This is a genomic window from Pseudomonas sp. H1_F01, from assembly GCF_054681425.1.
Genome location: NZ_CP162823.1, coordinates 816,957 through 836,880 on the forward strand (window position 1 = coordinate 816,957; position 19,924 = coordinate 836,880).

General features: G+C 60.5%; 16 protein-coding genes. 5 read left to right on the forward strand and 11 right to left on the reverse strand.

Annotated features, from left to right (window positions below):
• Positions 1–13: 13 nt before the first annotated feature.
• The 10 genes from AB4O09_RS03715 to AB4O09_RS03760 all read right to left on the reverse strand — a co-directional run bounded on the left by AB4O09_RS03715 (position 14) and on the right by AB4O09_RS03760 (position 12,813).
• Positions 14–1,579, reverse strand: a complete 1,566-nt coding sequence (locus AB4O09_RS03715) for a SpoVR family protein (protein WP_003206181.1) — start codon at positions 1,577–1,579, stop codon at positions 14–16.
• On the reverse strand, positions 1,576–2,847 hold the full coding sequence (locus AB4O09_RS03720) for a YeaH/YhbH family protein (RefSeq protein WP_003206179.1): 1,272 nt from the start codon (positions 2,845–2,847) through the stop codon (positions 1,576–1,578). Before AB4O09_RS03720 ends, AB4O09_RS03715 begins: the two co-directional genes overlap by 4 nt.
• A gap of 113 nt (positions 2,848–2,960) precedes the next feature.
• Positions 2,961–4,883 carry a PrkA family serine protein kinase gene (locus tag AB4O09_RS03725; protein ID WP_003206178.1) on the reverse strand — a complete coding sequence of 641 codons (1,923 nt, stop codon included), beginning with the start codon at positions 4,881–4,883 and terminating at the stop codon, positions 2,961–2,963.
• A 300-nt stretch (positions 4,884–5,183) separates the two neighbouring features.
• Positions 5,184–5,513 carry a thiosulfate sulfurtransferase GlpE gene (gene glpE, locus AB4O09_RS03730; RefSeq protein WP_003206176.1) on the reverse strand — a complete coding sequence of 110 codons (330 nt, stop codon included), beginning with the start codon at positions 5,511–5,513 and terminating at the stop codon, positions 5,184–5,186.
• A 32-nt stretch (positions 5,514–5,545) separates the two neighbouring features.
• Positions 5,546–6,421, reverse strand: a complete 876-nt coding sequence (locus tag AB4O09_RS03735) for a symmetrical bis(5'-nucleosyl)-tetraphosphatase (RefSeq protein ID WP_003206174.1) — start codon at positions 6,419–6,421, stop codon at positions 5,546–5,548.
• Positions 6,421–6,801, reverse strand: a complete 381-nt coding sequence (gene apaG / locus AB4O09_RS03740) for a Co2+/Mg2+ efflux protein ApaG (RefSeq protein ID WP_003206172.1) — start codon at positions 6,799–6,801, stop codon at positions 6,421–6,423. The genes AB4O09_RS03735 and apaG overlap by 1 nt, the downstream gene beginning before the upstream one ends.
• A 115-nt stretch (positions 6,802–6,916) precedes the next feature.
• Positions 6,917–7,735 carry a 16S rRNA (adenine(1518)-N(6)/adenine(1519)-N(6))-dimethyltransferase RsmA gene (rsmA, locus tag AB4O09_RS03745; protein ID WP_003206170.1) on the reverse strand — a complete coding sequence of 273 codons (819 nt, stop codon included), beginning with the start codon at positions 7,733–7,735 and terminating at the stop codon, positions 6,917–6,919.
• A complete protein-coding gene (gene pdxA / locus AB4O09_RS03750; protein ID WP_003206168.1) occupies positions 7,732–8,721 on the reverse strand; it encodes a 4-hydroxythreonine-4-phosphate dehydrogenase PdxA in 990 nt (329 codons plus the stop codon). Before pdxA ends, rsmA begins: the two co-directional genes overlap by 4 nt.
• Positions 8,718–10,034 carry a peptidylprolyl isomerase SurA gene (surA, locus tag AB4O09_RS03755; RefSeq protein WP_013694355.1) on the reverse strand — a complete coding sequence of 439 codons (1,317 nt, stop codon included), beginning with the start codon at positions 10,032–10,034 and terminating at the stop codon, positions 8,718–8,720. The genes pdxA and surA overlap by 4 nt, the downstream gene beginning before the upstream one ends.
• Entirely contained in the window at positions 10,015–12,813 is a 2,799-nt protein-coding gene (locus AB4O09_RS03760; RefSeq protein ID WP_003206165.1) for an LPS-assembly protein LptD, read from the reverse strand. Before AB4O09_RS03760 ends, surA begins: the two co-directional genes overlap by 20 nt.
• Positions 12,814–12,943: 130 nt before the next feature.
• Between AB4O09_RS03760 and AB4O09_RS03765 the strand changes: the two genes are divergently transcribed.
• The 3 genes from AB4O09_RS03765 to AB4O09_RS03775 are packed head-to-tail and all read left to right on the forward strand — an operon-like array spanning position 12,944 to position 15,406.
• Positions 12,944–13,969, forward strand: a complete 1,026-nt coding sequence (locus AB4O09_RS03765; RefSeq protein ID WP_003206163.1) for an aminoglycoside phosphotransferase family protein — start codon at positions 12,944–12,946, stop codon at positions 13,967–13,969.
• Complete coding sequence (gene murU / locus AB4O09_RS03770) at positions 13,966–14,637, forward strand: N-acetylmuramate alpha-1-phosphate uridylyltransferase MurU (RefSeq protein ID WP_027912954.1); 672 nt, start codon at positions 13,966–13,968, stop codon at positions 14,635–14,637. The genes AB4O09_RS03765 and murU overlap by 4 nt, the downstream gene beginning before the upstream one ends.
• 1 nt (position 14,638) lies before the next feature.
• The gene (locus tag AB4O09_RS03775; protein WP_003206161.1) at positions 14,639–15,406 is read left to right on the forward strand and encodes a TerB family tellurite resistance protein; all 768 of its coding nucleotides are present in this window, start codon (positions 14,639–14,641) and stop codon (positions 15,404–15,406) included.
• Between the two features lie 74 nt (positions 15,407–15,480).
• Here the strand turns inward: AB4O09_RS03775 and AB4O09_RS03780 are convergent, their stop codons facing one another.
• Positions 15,481–16,473 carry an alpha/beta hydrolase family protein gene (locus AB4O09_RS03780; protein ID WP_027912955.1) on the reverse strand — a complete coding sequence of 331 codons (993 nt, stop codon included), beginning with the start codon at positions 16,471–16,473 and terminating at the stop codon, positions 15,481–15,483.
• A gap of 74 nt (positions 16,474–16,547) precedes the next feature.
• Between AB4O09_RS03780 and AB4O09_RS03785 the strand changes: the two genes are divergently transcribed.
• Both AB4O09_RS03785 and AB4O09_RS03790 read left to right on the forward strand, forming a co-directional pair.
• Positions 16,548–18,944: a PAS domain-containing sensor histidine kinase gene (locus tag AB4O09_RS03785; RefSeq protein WP_033028154.1), complete on the forward strand. Its 2,397-nt coding sequence runs from the start codon at positions 16,548–16,550 to the stop codon at positions 18,942–18,944.
• 122 nt (positions 18,945–19,066) lie between these two features.
• Entirely contained in the window at positions 19,067–19,696 is a 630-nt protein-coding gene (locus AB4O09_RS03790) for a response regulator (protein WP_003206156.1), read from the forward strand.
• Positions 19,697–19,924: the final 228 nt, after the last annotated feature.

Genomic DNA, 19,924 nt, shown 5'->3' on the forward strand with positions numbered 1-19,924 from the left:
GGCGAAAACGGGATCAAAGATGAATGACGGCCAGATCCAGGCGACCGTAGTCTCCTTCAGCTTGTTCGCCTCTGGGTGGCACGTGATGGGTTTTCATCACTTGGTCGCCTTGCAGGGTTTCCAAGTGGATGTCGAAACCCCAGAGGCGATGCAGATGCTTGAGCACTTCGTCGGTGGAGTCGCCCAGCGGTTTGCGGTTGTGCGCCTGGTGCCGCAGGGTCAGCGAGCGATCTCCGCGGCGGTCAATGCTGTAGATCTGCACATTGGGCTCGCGATTGCCCAGGTTGTACTGCGCCGCCAGGGTTTCGCGAATGATGCGGTAGCCGCCCTCATCGTGAATGGCAGGTACCAGCAGGTCATCTTTCTGATCGTCATCGAGGATGCTGAACAGTTTCAGGTCGCGAATCACCTTGGGCGAGAGGTACTGCAGGATGAAGCTTTCGTCCTTGAAGCTGCTCATGGCGAATTTAATGGTGGACAACCAGTCCGAGCCAGCGATGTCCGGGAACCAGCGACGATCTTCCTCGGTGGGGTTTTCGCACATGCGCCGAATGTCGCGGTACATGGCGAAGCCCAGTGCGTAAGGATTGATACCGCTGTAGTACGGGCTGTCGAAGCCGGGCTGGAACACCACGCTGGTGTGGGAAGTCAGGAACTCGATCATGAAGCCGTCGGTGACCAGTCCCTCGTCGTACAGGTCGTTCATCAGCGTGTAGTGCCAGAACGTGGCCCAGCCCTCGTTCATGACCTGGGTTTGGCGCTGTGGATAGAAGTACTGGGCGATCTTGCGCACGATGCGCACGATTTCCCGCTGCCACGGCTCAAGCAGCGGCGCATGTTTTTCAATGAAATAGAGAATGTTCTCCTGGGGTTCGGCAGGGAATCGGGCATTGTCTTTTTCGTTGTACTTGTCTGCACCTTTGGGAATGGTGCGCCACAGATCGTTGATCTGTTTTTGCAGGTGCTCTTCGCGATCCTTCTGGCGCCGGCGTTCTTCTTCGGCGGAAATCGGATATGGCCGCTTGTAGCGGTCCACGCCGTAGTTCATCAGGGCGTGGCAGGAGTCCAGCAGGTCCTCCACCGCGTCGATACCATGGCGTTCCTCGCATTGCATGATGTACTGCTTGGCGAACACCAGGTAATCGATGATCGAGCTGGCATCGGTCCAGGTGCGGAACAGGTAGTTGCCCTTGAAGAAGCTGTTGTGCCCATAGCAGGCATGCGCCACCACCAGGGCCTGCATGCAGATGGTGTTTTCTTCCATCAGGTAGGCGATGCACGGATCGGAGTTGATGACGATCTCATAGGCCAGCCCCATCTGGCCCCGGCTGTAGGATTTCTCGGTACTGAGGAAGTGCTTGCCGTAGGACCAGTGGTGATAGCCCAGCGGCATGCCGACCGACGCATAGGCGTCCATCATCTGCTCGGCGGTGATCACCTCGATCTGGTTCGGGTAGGTGTCGAGGGCATAACGGTCCGCGATACGGCTGATTTCGCGGTCGTAGGCCTTGATCAGCTCGAATGTCCATTCGGAGCCGGTGGAAATGGGCTGGCGCTTCTGCTCTTTTTTGGCGGTCATGTCACTAACCTGCGCTGGAAGAGTTCACGGAAGACCGGGTATATATCCCCGGCCGAGACCAATTGCTGTTGGGCAAATGTGTCGGAAAAAGCTTCGGCAATCCGTTCGTATTCGTACCACAAGGCCTGATGTTCGCGTGGAGTAATTTCCACGTAGGTGTAGTACTGGACGAACGGCATGATCTGGTTGATCAGGATGTCGCGGCAGATTGGTGAATCGTCGTTCCAGTTGTCACCGTCCGACGCCTGGGCTGCATAGATGTTCCATTCGTTGGCGGGGTAGCGCTCGGCCATGATCTCCTGCATCAGCTTCAGGGCGCTGGAAACGATGGTGCCGCCGGTTTCCCTGGAATAGAAAAATTCCTCTTCGTCCACTTCCCGGGCACTGGTGTGATGGCGGATGAACACTACATCGATCTTGTCGTAGTTCCGTTTCAGGAACAGGTACAACAGGATAAAGAAACGCTTGGCGATGTCCTTGGTGGCTTGGGTCATGGAACCGGAGACGTCCATCAGGCAGAACATCACCGCCTTGGAGCTGGGGTTTGGTTGTTTTACCAGCAGGTTGTACTTGAGGTCGAACGTGTCGAGGAACGGTACGCGATGGATGCGGGCGCTGAGTTTCTCGATTTCCGCTTCAAGGTCCTGAATGTCGCCAAAATTATCGGGTTCTTCGCGTTTCAGGCGGGCCAGTTCTTCCTTGGCCTCGCGCAGTTTGGCCCGGCTGCTGCCCGACAGTGCGATGCGCCGGGCGTGGGCTGAGCGAAGGGTGCGGATAATGTTGATGCGCGACGGATTGCCTTCATTGCTGATCCCGGCACGCACGGTCTTGAAAGTGTCGGTGCCGGTCAGGTTGCGCTTGACCAGGTTCGGCAGTTCCAGGTCCTCGAACATGAACTCCAGGAATTCCTCCTGGGTGATCTGGAACACGAACTCATCCATGCCTTCGCCGGAGTTGCCGGCCTTGCCGGGCCCCTTGCCGCCGCCTCCGCCCTGGGGACGGGGGATATGCTCGCCGCTGGTGAATTCCTTGTTGCCGGGGTGCACGACGGTCTGTTTGCCACCGCGACCATGGTGAAGCACCGGCTCGTCGATGTCGCGACCGGGGATGCTGATCTGTTCGCCGTGTTCCATGTCGGTAATGGAACGCCGGCTGACCGCCTCTTCGACGGCCTTCTTGATGTGGTCACGGTAACGCCGCAGAAACCGCTGACGGTTCACCGTGCTCTTGTTCTTGCCATTAAGGCGTCGGTCGATCACATAGCTCATAGGCCCCTCCGGGGGAGCTTCAAGTCGTAAGCCTCAAGCTGCAAGGGGCGTGGCGTCGAGCCATGGGCTCAACGCCGTTCCCTTACAGGCTGTAGCTAGAAGCTTGCCGCTGCTTACTGCGATTTCCGGACCCGCAGATACCACTCGGAGAGCAGTCGTACCTGTTTGTCGGTGTAGCCACGTTCGACCATGCGTGTGACGAAATCGTTGTGTTTTTGCTGGTCCTCCTTGCTGGCCTTGGCGTTGAAGCTGATGACTGGCAGCAGGTCTTCGGTGTTGGAGAACATTTTCTTCTCGATGACCACCCGCAGCTTTTCATAGCTGAGCCAGGTTGGGTTCTTGCCGTTGTTGTTGGCCCGGGCGCGCAGTACGAAGTTGACGATCTCGTTGCGGAAGTCCTTCGGATTGCTGATGCCCGCCGGTTTCTCGATTTTTTCCAGTTCCTCGTTGAGGGCCACGCGATTGAGTATTTCGCCGGTTTCCGGGTCGCGGTATTCCTGGTCCTGGATCCAGAAGTCTGCGTACAGCACGTAGCGGTCGAAGATGTTCTGGCCGTACTCGCTGTAGGACTCCAGATACGCCGTCTGGATTTCCTTGCCAATGAACTCGATGTAGCGTGGGGCCAGGTATTCCTTGAGGAAACGCAGGTAACGCTCGCGGGTTTCGGCCTGGAATTGCTCTTGCTCGATCTGCTGTTCCAGCACATACAGCAGGTGAACCGGGTTGGCTGCGATCTCGTGAGGGTCGAAGTTGAAGACCTTGGACAGGATCTTGAACGCGAAACGTGTGGACAGTCCGTTCATCCCTTCATCGACCCCCGCGTTGTCGCGGTATTCCTGGATCGACTTGGCCTTCGGATCGGTGTCCTTGAGGTTTTCACCGTCGTACACGCGCATCTTCGAATAGATGTTGGAGTTTTCCGGTTCCTTGAGGCGCGACAGCACCGTGAACTGGGCAAGCATCTTCAGGGTGTCGGGTGCGCAATGAGCCTTGGACAGCGAGCTGTTGAACAGCAGCTTGTCGTAGATCTTCACCTCGTCGCTCACTCGCAGGCAGTACGGCACCTTGACGATGTAGATCCGGTCGATGAAGGCCTCGTTGTTCTTGTTGTTGCGGAAGGTATGCCATTCCGATTCGTTGGAGTGGGCCAGCAGGATGCCGGTGAACGGAATGGCCCCCAGGCCCTCGGTGCTGTTGTAGTTGCCTTCCTGGGTGGCGGTCAGCAGTGGGTGCAGCACCTTGATGGGCGCCTTGAACATTTCGACGAATTCCATCAGGCCCTGGTTGGCCCGGCACAGCGCGCCCGAATAGCTGTAGGCGTCGGCGTCGTTCTGTGGGAATTCTTCCAGTTTGCGGATATCGACCTTGCCCACCAGGGCGGAAATATCCTGGTTGTTTTCGTCACCCGGTTCGGTCTTGGCCACCGCGATCTGGTTGAGGATCGATGGGTAGAGCTTGACCACCTTGAACTGGCTGATGTCACCGCCGAACTCGGCCAGGCGCTTGGTTGCCCATGGCGACATGATGGTATTGAGATAGCGGCGTGGAATGCCGAAGTCTTCCTCGAGGATCGCGCCATCTTCAGTGGCGTTGAACAGACCCAGAGGCGATTCGAACACCGGCGAGCCCTTGATGGCGTAGAAGGGCACTTTTTCGATCAGTTGCTTGAGCTTCTCGGCCAGGGACGATTTACCACCACCCACGGGGCCGAGCAGATAAAGGATTTGTTTCTTCTCTTCCAGGCCTTGGGCGGCATGGCGGAAATAGGACACGATTTGTTCGATGCATTCTTCCATCCCGTGGAAGTCCGCAAAGGCCGGATAGCGGCGAATCACCTTGTTGGAAAAGATTCGCGAGAGCCTCGAATTGGTCGAGGTATCCAGCAGCTCCGGTTCTCCGATTGCCAGCAACAGACGCTCCGCAGCCGATGCATAGGCACTGCGGTCCTGCTTGCAGAGTTCGAGGTATTCCTGCAGCGAGTATTCCTCCTGCCGCGTGGACTCGAAACGTTGCTGGAAGTGGCTAAAAATGCTCATGACGTCACCTCGCTCGATACGTGGAGCCGGTGTCGGATCAATCAGTCGATGCTGGACAGCCGCTGGGAACCCAGTTGCCGTTTTACCCCCCAGAATGCTTTCAAGAATACAGGTTCTTGAAAGCTGACTCCCGATGACCCGCGCGCCGGTGTACCGGCTCTCCCCTGTTTTGGATGGCCTGAGGCTAAGGATAGTTCGGAATCGCGGAGGTAAAGGTGGAATACGTAATTAGTTATGGCAGACCGTTCGTCTGCCATCGCTCAAGCCCACGGTTCACGCGGGCTTGGACGGCATAAAAAATTATTCGTGATTGTCTTGCGCTGTTTCTGAAGGATAAGTCGCACGCCACAACTCGAAACCGCCGTCCAGGCTGTAGACGTCGCTGAAGCCCTGGCTGACCAGATAGGCGGCTGCGCTCTGGCTGGAGTTGCCGTGATAGCAGACCACGACCGTAGGTGCATCGAGGTCGGCGGCACGGATGAAGTCGGCGATGGAATGGTTATCCAGATGCCGGGAGCCACTGATATGCGAAGCCGCAAAAGTGGCTGGGTCGCGGACGTCGACGACGACCGCGCCTTGCTCGCGCAGGGCCTGGGCCTGTTCCGGGGGGATGCGTTTGAATTCGCTCATGAGGGGCTCCTGTAGCTGAAGCGCAACGCCGGTCAAACGGCAGTGCCGGCCGGCAATGGTGCAGTGGTCGGGTGATGGGTTTTGGCGTGGCCCTGTTCATCGCAATCGCAATGCAGTTGCTCGCCAGTGTCGACGTTCATCAGGGTCATGGCGCTGCCCCACACGCAACCGGTATCGAGGGCGAAGACGCCGGGCTCGTCGGATTGGCCGCCCAGTGCCGCCCAGTGTCCGAAAATAATCTTCAGGTTACGGGTCTTGCGCTCACTGTGCTTGAACCAGGGGGCATAGCCGGGCGGCGCCGTCTCGATGCCTTCCTTGCCCTTGAGATCGAGCTTGCCGTCGCGGGTGCAGAAGCGCATGCGCGTGAAATAATTGGTGATGACGCGCAGACGAGCGCTGCCAGTGAGGTCGTTGTCCCACTTGACCGGCTCGTTGCCGTACATGCCATCCAGGTAGGGGGCGAACAGATTGTCGTCGCGCAATGCCTGTTCGACTTCGCCAGCACACTTGAGCGCCTTGCGCAGGGACCACTGGGGCGGAATGCCGGCATGAACCAGTGCGAGGTTGCGCGCCTCGTCGTAGTGCATGAGCTTCTGCTGGCGCAACCACTCCAGCAGTTCAACGCAATCGGGGGCGTCGAGAATTTCGCTCAAGGTGTCGGACTTTTTCAGGCGCTCGATGTTCTGCCAGGCAGCCAGCAGATGCAGGTCGTGGTTGCCGAGCACGCACACCAGCGACTGACGAATACTGTAGAGAAAGCGCAACGTCTCGAGGGACTGCGGGCCACGGTTGACCAGGTCGCCCACCAGCCACAGCGTGTCTTTTTGAGGATCGAAAGCAACGCGCTCCAGCAGGCACTTGAGCGGATCGAGGCAGCCTTGCAGGTCGCCGACCGCATACGTGGCCATCAGTGCAGGGCTCCGGGCACGGCCAGACGGAAGGGTTTGATGACGGCGTCGAAGCGTTTGCCGTCCTCGGCCAGCATCTGGTAGGTGCCCTGCATGGTGCCGACCTTGGTCGTCATCACCGTGCCGCTGCTGTAGCTGTGGCTTTTGCCAGCGTCGATCAACGGCTGCTGGCCGACCACACCTTCGCCACGCACTTCTTCGACATGGCCATCGCCGTCGGTGATGATCCAATGCCGTGACAGCAGCCTGGCCGGCAAGGAGCCGTTGTTGCGCACGGTAATGCTGTAGGCGAAGGCGAAGCGGTCATGCTCGGGTTGCGACTGTTCTGCCAGAAAACGGGTGGTGACGCTGACGTCGACCTGGTAACGAGGATCGGACATGCAAAAAGGCCTTAAAAGCGAAGCGGGACGCGGGCGCGACTCAAGAGTTCAGTCTAGGCCAAGTATCGGGTAGTAGACCAGACTGGCGTACTGCCCGATAGCGATCGTCACCGGTTCAGTTGGCGTCGACTTGCGGGGCGGCTTGTTCACTGAGTTTGTCGGCCAGGCGCACGAACGCTGCCAGGTCCAACTGCTCGGGGCGCAGGCTGCCATCGACGCCAGCGGCTTCGATTTCGGCGCTGCTGAGCAGCAGTTTCAAGGTGTTGCGCAAGGTTTTGCGGCGCTGGTTGAACGCTTCGCGCACCACCCGCTCCAGCAGGCGATGATCCTTGGCCGGGTGCGGCAGGACGGCGTGGGGCACCAGGCGGACAATGGCCGAGTCGACTTTCGGCGGAGGGTTGAATGCACCCGGGCCTACGTTGAACAGGTGTTCGACCCGGCAATGGTACTGGACCATGATCGACAGGCGACCCCAGTCACCACCGCCAGGGCCGGCGGCGAGGCGCTCGACCACTTCTTTTTGCAGCATGAAGTGCATGTCGCGGATCAGGCCGGCGTTGCTCAACAGGTGGAAGATCAGCGGCGTGGAGATGTTGTACGGCAGGTTTCCCACCACCCGCAGGCTGTTCGGTGCGGCGTTCAGGCTATTGAAGTCGAACTTCAGCGCGTCGCCCTGGTGCAGGCTGAAATTGCTCCTGCCGGCGAACTGCTGGTTGAGGATCGGGACCAGGTCCTTGTCCAGTTCCACCACATCGAGTTGCGCGCCGCTATCGAGCAGACCCTCGGTCAGGGCGCCCTGTCCCGGGCCGATTTCCAGCAGGCGGTCGTCGGGCTTGGCCCGGATCGAGCGCAGGATGCGATCGATCACGCCGGCGTCATGCAGGAAGTTCTGGCCGAAACGCTTGCGCGCGCGGTGTTGGTATTGCTCGGTCATAAATGGGTCTCGGCCATCTGGTAGGCGGTTTCCAGCGCGACTTGCAGGCTGCCGGTATCGATCTTGCCGCTGCCGGCCAGGTCCAGGGCGGTGCCATGGTCCACGGAGGTGCGGATGATCGGCAGGCCCAATGTCACGTTGACCGCCGCGCCAAAGCCTTTGTACTTCAGTACGGGCAGGCCTTGGTCGTGGTACATCGCCAGCACCGCGTCGCAGTGCTCCAGATATTTTGGGGTAAACAGAGTGTCGGCAGGCAACGGGCCACGCAGGTCCATGCCCTCGCTGCGCAAGCGCTCCAAGGTGGGTTCGATGATGTCGATTTCTTCACGGCCCAGGTGTCCGCCTTCACCGGCATGGGGATTGAGCCCACAGACGAGGATGCGTGGCTGGGCGATGCCGAATTTTTCCTGCAGGTCGGCGTGCAGGATGCGCGTGACCCGCTCCAGGCGTTGCGCGGTGATAGCGTCGGCGATGTCCCGCAAGGGCAGGTGAGTGGTCACCAGGGCCACTCGCAAGCCGCGGGTGGCGAGCATCATCACCACTTGCGCGGTGTGGGTCAGTTCAGCCAGGAATTCGGTGTGCCCGGAAAAGGCAATCCCGGATTCGTTGATCACGCCTTTGTGCACGGGGGCGGTGATCATACCGGCGAACGCCCCGTCCAGGCAGCCTTGGCCGGCGCGGGTCAGGGTCTCGAGGACGAACGCGGCGTTGGCCTTGTCCAACTGCCCGGTGACGACCGGAGCGCCCAGGGGCGTATCCCAGACATACAGGCTGTTGGCGGGCGCCGGGACGTCCGGCCAGGCCTGCGGTGTCACGGGCAACAGGTTGACGACCAGCCCCAGTTGCGCGGCCCGCTCAAGGAGCAGGTCGCGACTGGTGATGGCAATCAGGGGATGTGGCTGGGCTTGCGAGGCGAGCAGCAGGCACAGGTCGGGACCGATGCCGGCTGGTTCGCCGGGGGTCAGCGCGAAACGCTTGGGTTTCACTGCGCTGCCTGGTCTGCACCAGGAAGTTTGATTTCAACGTAGGCTTCGTCGCGAATCTGACGCAGCCAGGTTTGCAGCTCTTCGTCGTATTTGCGGTTGCGCAAGACAGTCATTGCTTGCTGTTCGCGAGCCTGGGTGGTGCTGTCAGTGGCGCGACGGCCAAGGACTTCCAGCACGTGCCAGCCATAAGGGCTCTTGAACGGTTTGGACAGTTGGCCTTGCGGCGTGTCGGCCATGACCTGGCGGAACTCGGGAACCAGTGCATTCGGGTCAACCCAGTTCAGGTCGCCACCGTTGAGAGCCGAGCCCGGGTCTTCCGAGAAGCTCTTCGCCAGTTCAGCGAAGTCTTCGCCCGCTTCGATGCGGTCGTAGAGTTTCTCCGCCAGGCGCTTGGTCTCGGCTTCGCTGCGAATCTCGCTTGGCTTGATCAGGATGTGGCGAACATGCACTTCGTCACGGACCTGGGTTCCACCACCGCGCTTCTCCAGCACTTTCAGGATGATGAAGCCGCCTGGCGTACGAGCTGGCTGGGTGATATCGCCCACGGCCATGGCGCTCAGTTCGCGGTCGAACGGAGGCGGCAGTTGAGCGGGCTTGCGCCAGCCCATGTCACCGCCTTCCAGGGCGTTGTCGCTGCCCGACTTGGCAATGGCCATCTGACCGAAATCAGCGCCTTGCTTGAGCTGCTGGTAGACATCCATCGCCTGGCGATAAGCGCTCTGGATCGCTTCGGAGTTGGCGCTTTCCGGGGTCGGAATCAGGATGTTCGCCAGGTGCAGTTCTTCGGAAAGCTGCATCTTGCCCAGGTCCGAGGCGAGGAAGTTCTTCACTTCCTGTTCCGACACCTGGATGCGTTCGGCCACACGGCGCTGGCGCACACGGCTGATGACCATTTCACGGCGGATCTGATCGCGGGCGTCCTCGTAGGAGAGGCCGTCGCGGGCCAGGGCGGCGCGGAATTGGTCGATACTCATGTTATTGCGCTGGGCAATGGTGCCGACGGCCTGGTTCAGTTCTTCATCGGTGATGCGAATGCCGGAACGTTCGCCGATCTGCAACTGCAGGTTTTCGACGATCAGGCGTTCGAGCACTTGCTGGTCCAGTACGCCTGGTGGCGGCTGGCCACCGCCGCGCTTGGCGATGGTTTGCTGCACTTCATGGACGCGCTGGTCCAACTGGCTCTGCATGACCACGTCGTTGTCGACGATGGCCACCACTTTATCGATGGACTGTACCGCGGCGTTGGCCGCGGTACCCAGGAACAGCGCGCCCAGCATCAGCGGGCGCAGACAATCAGAAAGCTTGGTCTTCACGTTCACGATAACCTTGGATGCCTTTGTCGAGGAAGCTCTCTACCTTGGCGCCGGTGAGGCCGCCGAGTCCCTTCAGAACAATTTGGAGGAAGACGCCGTGGTCGCCTTTTTCGTTTTCCGGGGCGGCCTGACTGAACTCTTCATAGTCGACCCAGTAACGGTTGATCAGGCGCAGTTTCCAGCAGCAGTTGTCATATTCGAAACCACCGAAGGCTTCCAGGGTGCGGTTGCGGTTGTAGTCATACTGCCAGCGGCTGATTACGTTCCACTGCGGCACGATCGGCCAGATGACCGAGAAGTCGTGCTGCTTGATCTTGTAGTAATCCTTCACGTAGCCAGGTGTGCCTGGCGTGCCGTAGTCGCCACCGCCCACTTGCCATTGGCCAGTGGTTTCATCGTAGCGGACCAGGTCGTTGCGATAGCGATAGCCAGCGTTGATGACCTTGTTCGGGTTGTCTTCGGGCTGGTAGTGAAACATCGCGCTGCCCGAACGGGGGCTATGGGTATCCGGATCCCAGTTGTAGTTGGCGGTGGTGCGCCAATCGCGGTTCCAGCGGTACTCGTATTCCAGTGCGTACGGGGAAACGTTCGACTTGGCGTCTTCACGTGTCTTGAAGTCGATGCTTGGCAGCTGGACTTCGCGATCCTTGAAGTACAGGGCCTGGCCGACGCTGATGCGCTGGCGCTCGAAACCGTTTTCTTCGATCCAGCGGCTGGTTACGCCCAGGGACAGCTTGTTCTCGTCGCCGACGCGGTCAGAGCCGGTAAAGCGGTTGTCCCGAAACAGCGAGGAGTAGCTGAAGGTCGATTCGCTGGTATCGAAAACCGGGATATCGCTCTGATCTTTTTCCGGTACGTAGAGGTAGAACAGGCGTGGTTCCAGGGTCTGGCGATAGTTGGTGCCGAACCATTGGGTATTCCGATCAAAATACAAGCCGCTGTCGATGCTGGCGATCGGAATGCCGCGACTCTGGTTGCTGCTATAAGTGCCCTGCAGGCGATCGGCCTCGGCGCTCTGTGCCGCAATTTGCGATTTGCCTCTGCCATCCAGATCCAGGTCATATTGGGTGTACTGGTATTTCAAGGATGGCTTGATGTAGCCGTAGCTCGCCTCCATCGGCAAGCTCATGACCGGAGCCAAATTCAGGCGGTTGCCGTTCGCTCGCGCAAGGCCGCGGATGTTGTTGTCCAGCCACGGCGATGTAACGCCTTCGTCGTTGCTGTACAGGCCATTTCTCAAGTTGCGATCAAATCGGACCAGTTCTGTTTGGTAAGCGAAATCCAGGCCATATGGATGCTGTGGCAACGCACCGTTGAAAGTGATCTGCGGCAAACGATCATAGGGCGTGATCTTGGAAATCGTCGCCATCTGGTAAGCCTGGGCATTCAAGCGGGCAACGTAGTTGTCCCCCCGATAGCTGATGGCCCCTTGCTGGTTCACATAATCCCTGGATTCGACACCGATCTGGTCGGTCTGCAAATCCTGGAAGTAGTAAGGATCGCTGATCTTGGTGTAGTCGACTTCCGTCAGCACGCGCGAGTCGAGACCGCCTTTGTGCTGCCAGTTGTACATGTAGCGGGTCTTGCTGTAATCGGACTGCTTGGCGCGTTCGTCTTCTTCGTCGTTGAGGTACGCCGCGCCGAACTGACCTTCGCTGGACTTGGTCAGGTAGCGGAACTCGCCTTCCATCAGCATGCCACGCTTGCTCATGTAGCGCGGGTACAACGTGGCATCGTAGTTTGGCGCCAGGTTGAAGTAGTACGGGGTGACCAGCAGGAAACCGGTGTCGCTGCCGCTGCCGATGGTCGGCGGCAGGAAGCCGGACTGGCGACGGTCGTCGATCGGGAAATAAATATAAGGCGTGTACAGGACTGGAATGTCCTTGACCCGCAGCGTCACGTTGGTCGCGGTACCGAAGCCGGTGGCCGGGTTCAGGGTGATGTTGTTGCCCTTGAGCGTCCAGGCGTTGCTGTTCGGTTCGCACGTGGTGTACGTACCGTCCTTGAGACGGATGATCGCGTTCTCGGCGCGCTTGGCGTACAGCGCGTTACCGCGGATGCGCGACTTGTGCATCACGTATTCGGCGTTGTCGACCTTGGCTTCGCCGGTGTCCAGCTGTACATCGGCGTGGTCGCCGACGATCAGTGCTCCGTTGTCGCGAACCCGCACGTTGCCGCTCAGCTCGCCACGATTTTCGGCCTGGTACAGGCTGGCCTCGTCGGCCTCGACCTGCATGCTGCCCTGGCGCATGACCACGTCACCGGCCAGGGTCGCCACCTGTTCTTCCTGCTGATAGCGTGAAGCCTTGGCGCCGAGGAAGGTGGGGGCGTCGCTCTTGGCCGTCTTGTCGTTCATGCCAGGACGGGTCGGCTCGATATAGGCACCCGAGCAGTAAGGCCCGGTTTCAGCCAATTGCGCAGGGGTGAGGTTCTCTCGTGGAACCCAATCCAGGTGACTGTAGTCTGCACTGCGCGACTTCAGGCCACGGCCCTTGGCTTCGGTAACGAGCATCGGCTTTTCGCCGGCTTCCTCGCCCGAGCTGCTGTCGGCCGGAGCCGCGCCACTGTCGGAAACCGCACTGCCGTCATGCACGGGACGCGGCGGCAACGCGGCGGCCGGTGTCTTGGGCGCACAGTCCCAGGCACCCGAAGCGGAGACGGAGCAGTCATACTGCTGCGCCGCGACGACGAATGAAGAGGCCAGGGGTTGCAGGGCCAGCAGACTGCCGGTAACCAGCAACGGAAATTTTTTACGAAACGCGGGGGATTTCAATGCCATCTTATTAGTCCGGGCTTCCTGCGTGCCATCTGCCCGCGGTGTGGGCCGCACGCCTCTCGATGGTCTGAAAAAGATGCTGGATAATAAAGCATGACCCGCTTGACGGCTAGCGCCGTCGGAGACCCTTGCAATGCCCGACCAAGATGTACGCTTGCAACACCTGAAAGTTTGGCTCGATGAACAACTGCCGATCCTTTTCACTCAACAGGACTGGGGCGCCGTACCCCCGGCCACGTTGACCGCCGCCAGCAGCGACGCGAGTTTCCGGCGTTATTTCCGCTGGGAAGGCGAGGGTCGCAGTTTGATCGTAATGGATGCGCCACCGCCCCAGGAAAACTGCAAACCCTTCGTGGATATTGCTTTTCTGCTGGCGAAATCCGGCATTAACGTGCCAAAAATTTATGCCGAAGACCTCGAACGCGGCTTTCTTTTGCTCAATGACTTGGGCAACCAGACCTATCTGGACGTGATCAACGGCGAAAATGCCGACGATTTGTTCCGCGATGCCCTGCAAGCCTTGCTGGCTTTCCAGCAATTGCCGATGGTTGCGCCGTTGCCGAGCTACGATGTCGCGTTGCTGCGTCGGGAGCTGGAATTGTTCCCCGAGTGGTACGTCAAGCGCGAGCTGGGTATCGAATTGGATTCGGCTCAGCAGCAACTCTGGCAGCAGGCCAGCGAGCTGCTGATCGACAGCGCCCTGGCCCAGCCCAAAGTGCTGGTGCACCGCGACTACATGCCGCGCAACCTGATGCTCAGCGTGCCGAACCCCGGCGTGCTGGATTTTCAGGATGCGGTCTATGGCCCCGTCACCTACGACGTGACCTGCCTGTTCAAGGACGCCTTCCTCAGTTGGCCCGAGGCACGTGTGCGCGGCTGGCTGGAGAGTTACTGGCAGCAGGCCGGCGCCCTCGGCATTCCCGTCCAGCCGGACTTCGAGGACTTCCTGCGGGCCAGCGACTTGATGGGCGTGCAGCGCCATCTCAAGGTCATCGGGATATTCGCGCGCATTTGTCATCGTGATGGCAAGCCACGCTACCTCGGTGATGTGCCGCGCTTCTTTGCTTATATAGAAGCGGTCATTGCCCGTCGTCCGGAACTGGCACCGCTCGATGAACTGCTGGGCAGCCTGCGGCAATCGGCCGGAGCAACGGCATGAAGGCGATGATTCTGGCGGCGGGCAAGGGCGAGCGCATGCGGCCCTTGACCCTTACCACGCCAAAGCCGTTGATTCGCGTCGGTGGTGTTCCCTTGATCGAATACCACCTGCGGGCGCTGGCCAGGGCCGGGTTCACCGAGATCGTGATCAATCACGCCTGGCTCGGTCAGCAGATCGAAGATCACCTGGGGGATGGTTCACGGTTTGGCGTGAGTATTCGGTTTTCCCCTGAGGGCGAGCCGCTGGAAACCGGCGGTGGAATCTTCCGGGCCTTGCCGCTGCTGGGCGACGAAGCGTTTGTGGTGGTGAACGGCGATGTCTGGACCGACTACGACTTCAGCGCTTTGCGCCGGCCGCTCGAAGGGTTGGCGCACCTGGTGCTCGCCGATAATCCCGAGCATCACCCGGACGGCGATTTCGTCCTGGTCGACGGAAAGGTTCACGATAGGCAAGCGCCTGCCGACAACCTGACCTATAGCGGCATCGCCGTCCTGCACCCGCGGTTGTTCGACGGTTGCTCGGACGGTGCGTTCAAGCTCGCACCGCTGTTGCGCGCGGCCATGGCCGAGGGGCGCGTCAGTGGCGAGCACCTCAAAGGGCATTGGGTCGATGTCGGCACCCATGAACGTTTGGCGCAGGTCGAAACCTTGATAGAAGCGAGCGGTTGATATGTGGTGGCCAGGGACTCTGATTGGAGCCGGGGCGGGCTTTGCCATAGCCAGCATTCCGGGGGCCATGCTTGGGGCATTGTTGGGACAGGCGCTGGATCGACGCCTGAATCTGCAGGGCTGGGCGCAGGTACGTGAGCGCCTGGGTGGACGCCCGGCGTTGCGCAACGATGAGTTGTTGTTTGTATTGCTGGGGCGGCTGGCGAAAAGCGATGGCCGCGTGGTCGATGGCCACATCCAGCAGGCTCGCCAGGAAATGCGTGCACTGGACTTGAGCGAGTCGGCGCAACGCCGGGCGATCGCAGCATTCAACCGGGGTAAATCCGGGAATGATCGTTTGCGCGGTTACATGCGCCGCCTGGCTGTCCAGCCGCATGCGGCTGAAGGGGTATTGCGCGCGTGTTGGCGGATGGTCTGGGCCGATGGCCGTGCCGGAGTCAGCGAGCGAGAACTGGTGGCCCAGTGGGGGCGCTGGTTGGGCTGGACGCCGCAACAGGTTCAGGCGCTGGCGGCTGATTACGAGCCGCAGAAACTGTCGCGGCCCAACAGCGGGGTGACCTATCAGGAAGCCTTGCGCTTGCTGGGGGTTTCGGCCACCAGCGAACCGTCACAGATCAAGCGCGCTTACCGACGCCTGCTCAGTCGTCATCATCCGGACAAGATTGCCGGCAGCGGGGCAACGCCCTTGCAGGTGCGTGAAGCCACCGACAAAACCCGGGAACTGCATAACGCCTATCGACTGATTCGGGAACGACGGGATTTTCGCTAGCCACACGGGGAGCAATTGTGGCGGGGGGATAAATCCCTAGCCACAACAGTGCTTCACTTGGGTATGAGTCAGCCTTACTCCCCCGCTTTCTGCGGATTCAACCAACCCCGAACCCGACGAAACAGCTGCTCCTGCTCCGCCGCCGGGTTCGGCAGGGCCTTGAGGGACACCTGGCTGAAGGTCGAGCCCTTCAAGCGTTTGCTCGCCTGCAAGCGCTCCAGCGCCGCGTTGCGATCCAGCGGCTTGTCCATGTAGAAAATGTCGGCGGTCGCCAGTTTCAAGGTCGAGGTCAATTCGGCCAGGGCCGGCTTGGCGGTGGTCGGGGTCTGGGCGGCCACCATCACGAAGCGTTCGACCTGCGAGGGCTGCTTTTCACTCAAGTAACGCGCCGCCCAATAGGCGCCAGTGCCATGGCCCAGCAGCACGATGCGGCGTGCGCTTTGCTGTTCGGCGTAGGCCAGTGCTGCATCGATACGGGCGAAGATGCGCTCGGCGTCGGCCTTGGCATGTTCTTCATCGGTTTGGGCGACGACAGGATCTGCCGCATCGGCTTCGCCGCCTGCGACCTGTTCGATCGGCGCCGCCGTGGTGGCGTCCGGTGCTGCGGCAGCGGTATCGGCCGGCTTGGTCTCGGGCGGTGCTTCCACCACGCGTGGTGCAATGACGTCGCTTTGCAAGTCCGGCAGGGTGATACTCAGGCTGCTCCACTCAACATCGGGCAATTTTTTACGTAACGGGCCGATAGCTTGAGGCCAGTCAGCTGTTTCGCCAGCACCGGGGATTATGATGACTGCGCCCCTGGGGTCGCTGGTATTGGCCGGTTTCCACAGTGCCAGGAAGGCATCGCTGCCGGTCTGTAACTGTTGTTGTTCCTGGGCCGGGACTTTTCGCTCAAGTGCGGTCGCTTCTTCCAGGCTACGTTCGAGCAAGGGTTGGCGCTCGACGGGTTTTTCCTCGGCAGGTTGCTGCGCGGCGGGCGCCGTTTCGCTGGCCTGTACAGAAAATGCACTTGGCAGGATCAGCGACAGGCACAATGCTGGCAACGCCAGGCGATAAACAGAGGGCATCGGATATTCCATGACCAGAAGTATTTCCGGCAGCCTAATGGGTTGGTCAGTATTTGTCAGTGCATGAGACTTCGATGATGCGTTTTTGCTGCCTGTGGGTTATCGGCTGTTTATGGCTTCCCTTGATGGCGTGGGCCGCGCCCGCGCCGTCGGCGCACGGGGTGCAATTGAATGCAGGGCAGCGCCAGTGGTTGGTGCAACATCCGCAATGGCGGGTCGGCCTGGTATTGCAGGCGCCCTATGCCCAATACGACCGGCGCCTGCAGCGTTTGTCTGGCACTAACGTCGAGTTGATGCAATGGTTGGGCAAGGCGTTGAACGTCGAACTCACCTGGCGCAACTTCCAGGACCTGGCACAACTGGAAGCAGCGGTGCGTGCCGGCGAGGTGGACGTTGCTCCGGGCCTGACCCAATCCCCGGGCGGACTCAAGCTCTGGCAGTTTTCCGACCCCTACATGCGCGTGCCGCAATTGATCGTCGGCGCGCAGAAGGGCGCCGAAGGGGTGGAGTTGGAAAAAATCGACACCCAGGCCCGGGTCGCGGTGCGCATGCCCAGCGCGACGGCCGATTACCTGCGCAGCAACTACCCGGCGCTGAATCTGCAAGGTGTACCGATGGAGCGCGAGGCCCTGCAATTATTGCTGACCCAGCAGGCTCGATACGCGGTGGTCGACGAGGCACAGCTCGGGCGGCTGATGGTCGAGCCCGAATTCGCCGAGCTGGCGGTGGTGGGCGACATCGGCCTGCCGCAGTTGCTGCGGGTTGCCACGCGCCGGGACTGGCCGGAACTGGCCGAGATCATCGACAGCGGATTGCAGGCGATCCCGGCCAAGGAGCTGGAGCAACTGCACAGCCGTTGGCTCAAGCCAAAATATCCACGCCTGACCGAGACCCCGGGCTTCTGGCAGAACTTGACCCTATTGATTCTGGCCCTGCTGCTCAGCAGCGTCGCCATCGTCTTCTGGCAGCGCCGCCAGCAACGCGCACTGGAGCGCCGTTTGCGTGCCGCGAGGGAGGACATCGCCCAGCGTACTGCCAGCGAGGAAGCCTTGCGCCTGACGCAGTTTTCCATCGATCAAAGTACGGTCGGCATCCTCTGGGTCAATTGGGACAGCCACGTGCGTTATGCCAACCGAGCGGCTGAAACCATGCTTGGCTACGCCTCGGGCGCCATCATCGACCGCCCTTTGATCGACTTCGAGCCGGGCTTGCACATGGATCGCTGGCTGAATCTGTGGAAGCGCGCCCGGGCCAGTGAAGAGGGGCCGCAGAGTTTCGAAACCGAATGCGTGCGAGCCGATGGCAGCATCTTGCCGGCTGACGTTTCCCTGAGCTTCCTGCGTTTTCGCGACGCCGAATACCTGGTGGTCTACCTCAACGATGTGACCGAGCGCCGACGTGCCCTGGCGGCGTTACGCGAAAGTGAAGCGCGCTTGCAAGGCATCGCCGCCAACGTGCCGGGCCTGGTCTTTCGCCTGGAGCGGGCGCCGGTGACCGGCCAGATCGACTTTGCCTACATAAGCGAAGGCAGCGAAAGCCTGGTGGGTTATTCCCCTGCAACCCTGGCCCGCAGCGATACCGGGCTGCGCAGCCTGGTGCACCCGCAGGACAAGGCCGATTACCACCGCACTCAGGACCAGGCGCTGGACACCGACAGTGACTGGTCATGGCAGGGCCGCATCCTGACCCGCGAAGGCCAGGAGCGCTGGGCCGAGATCAAGGCGATCACCCGCCGTCTCGAAGATGGCGCTTATGTCTGGGACGGAATTGTCTGGGACATCACTGAAAGCAAGCGCATCGAGCTGGAGCTGGCCAGCTCCCGGGAACAGTTGCGCGAATTGTCGGCGCACTTGGAAAGCGTGCGGGAAGAGGAAAAGGCGCGTATTGCCCGGGAAGTCCACGACGAGCTGGGCCAAATGTTGACGGTGTTGAAGCTAGAAACATCCATGTGTGAATTGGCCTACGCACAACTCGACCCAGGCCTGCATGAGCGACTTAACAGCATGAAGCGCCTGATTGCCCAGTTGTTCCAACTGGTGCGGGACGTGGCGACGGCGTTGCGCCCGCCGATTCTGGATGCTGGCATTGCCTCGGCCATCGAATGGCAGGCTCGGCGTTTCGAGGCGCGAACGCAGATTCCATGCCTGGTGCAGGTGCCGGACAATCTGCCGGCCCTGAGTGACGCCAAGGCCATTGGCCTGTTCCGGATTCTCCAGGAAGCGCTGACCAACGTGATGCGCCATGCCCAAGCGCATACTGTAGAGCTGACGCTGGTTCAGGAGGGCGACGAATTGTGCCTGACCGTCAGCGACGACGGTGTAGGATTTATTGCCGATACGGGTCGGCCAACCTCCTTTGGCCTGGTCGGCATGCGTGAACGGGTGTTGATCATGGGCGGGCAATTGTCCCTGGAGAGTGAGCCGGGGGAGGGGACGACCCTGTCGGTGCGGGTGCCGTTGCATGGGGCCTGATGGGTGGGTTGCCTGGGTGGGCCCAATCGCGAGCAAGCTCGCTCCCACATTGATTGATATGTACACATACACCCTGCGGGAGCGAGCTTGCTCGCGATGAGATCCTGAATCTGGAGAACAACGTGATCCGTGTACTGGTAGCCGAAGACCACACCATCGTCCGTGAAGGCATCAAGCAGTTGATCGGCCTGGCCAAGGATCTGGTGGTGGTGGGGGAGGCGAGCAATGGCGAACAGTTGCTCGAGACCTTGCGCCACGTGCCCTGCGAAGTGGTGCTGCTGGACATTTCCATGCCAGGCGTCAACGGCCTGGAGGCGATCCCACGGATCCGGGCGCTGAACAATCCGCCGGCCATCCTGGTGCTGTCGATGCATGACGAAGCGCAAATGGCCGCCCGCGCCCTGAAGGTCGGCGCCGCCGGCTACGCGACCAAGGACAGCGACCCGGCCCTGCTGCTCATGGCGATTCGCAAGGTCGCGGCCGGCGGACGCTATATCGACCCGGACCTGGCCGACCGCATGGTCTTTGAGGTCGGCCTGACCGACACGCGACCGCTGCACTCGCTGCTGTCCGAGCGTGAATTCTCAGTCTTCGAACGCCTGGCCCAGGGCGCCAACGTCAACGACATAGCCCAGCAACTGGCCCTGAGCAGCAAGACCATCAGCACCCACAAGGCACGGCTGATGCAGAAGCTCAACATCACCTCATTGGCAGAGCTGGTGAAATATGCGATGGAGCACAAGCTGCTCTAAGACTCGCAATTTCCCCCTGTGGGAGCGAGCTTGCTCCCACAGGGGAAATTTGTCGGCATATCCATTTGCGACACGCCCCAATAGCGCTTTTGCCCCTACTTGCGGCGTGCCGCTGCCAACTGCCCACCGTCCTTATCCAATCCCGCCATCCCTGTAGGGCAATCCCTACCCCGACTCTTCCATCCCGCTGAGGTGATTCTCTCCTGCGTCCCGATTTGCGCGGGCCCC

Coding starts and splice junctions, on each gene's coding strand:
- murU (WP_027912954.1), top strand. CDS start 13,966: ATGAAGGCGATGATTCTGGCGGCGGGCAAGGGCGAGCGCATGCGGCCC.
- AB4O09_RS03735 (WP_003206174.1), bottom strand. CDS start 6,421: ATGGCCACGTATGCGGTCGGCGACCTGCAAGGCTGCCTCGATCCGCTC.
- AB4O09_RS03780 (WP_027912955.1), bottom strand. CDS start 16,473: ATGCCCTCTGTTTATCGCCTGGCGTTGCCAGCATTGTGCCTGTCGCTG.
- AB4O09_RS03715 (WP_003206181.1), bottom strand. CDS start 1,579: ATGACCGCCAAAAAAGAGCAGAAGCGCCAGCCCATTTCCACCGGCTCC.
- AB4O09_RS03720 (WP_003206179.1), bottom strand. CDS start 2,847: ATGAGCTATGTGATCGACCGACGCCTTAATGGCAAGAACAAGAGCACG.
- AB4O09_RS03765 (WP_003206163.1), top strand. CDS start 12,944: ATGCCCGACCAAGATGTACGCTTGCAACACCTGAAAGTTTGGCTCGAT.
- AB4O09_RS03760 (WP_003206165.1), bottom strand. CDS start 12,813: ATGGCATTGAAATCCCCCGCGTTTCGTAAAAAATTTCCGTTGCTGGTT.
- AB4O09_RS03775 (WP_003206161.1), top strand. CDS start 14,639: ATGTGGTGGCCAGGGACTCTGATTGGAGCCGGGGCGGGCTTTGCCATA.
- apaG (WP_003206172.1), bottom strand. CDS start 6,801: ATGTCCGATCCTCGTTACCAGGTCGACGTCAGCGTCACCACCCGTTTT.
- AB4O09_RS03785 (WP_033028154.1), top strand. CDS start 16,548: ATGATGCGTTTTTGCTGCCTGTGGGTTATCGGCTGTTTATGGCTTCCC.
- AB4O09_RS03725 (WP_003206178.1), bottom strand. CDS start 4,883: ATGAGCATTTTTAGCCACTTCCAGCAACGTTTCGAGTCCACGCGGCAG.
- rsmA (WP_003206170.1), bottom strand. CDS start 7,735: ATGACCGAGCAATACCAACACCGCGCGCGCAAGCGTTTCGGCCAGAAC.
- glpE (WP_003206176.1), bottom strand. CDS start 5,513: ATGAGCGAATTCAAACGCATCCCCCCGGAACAGGCCCAGGCCCTGCGC.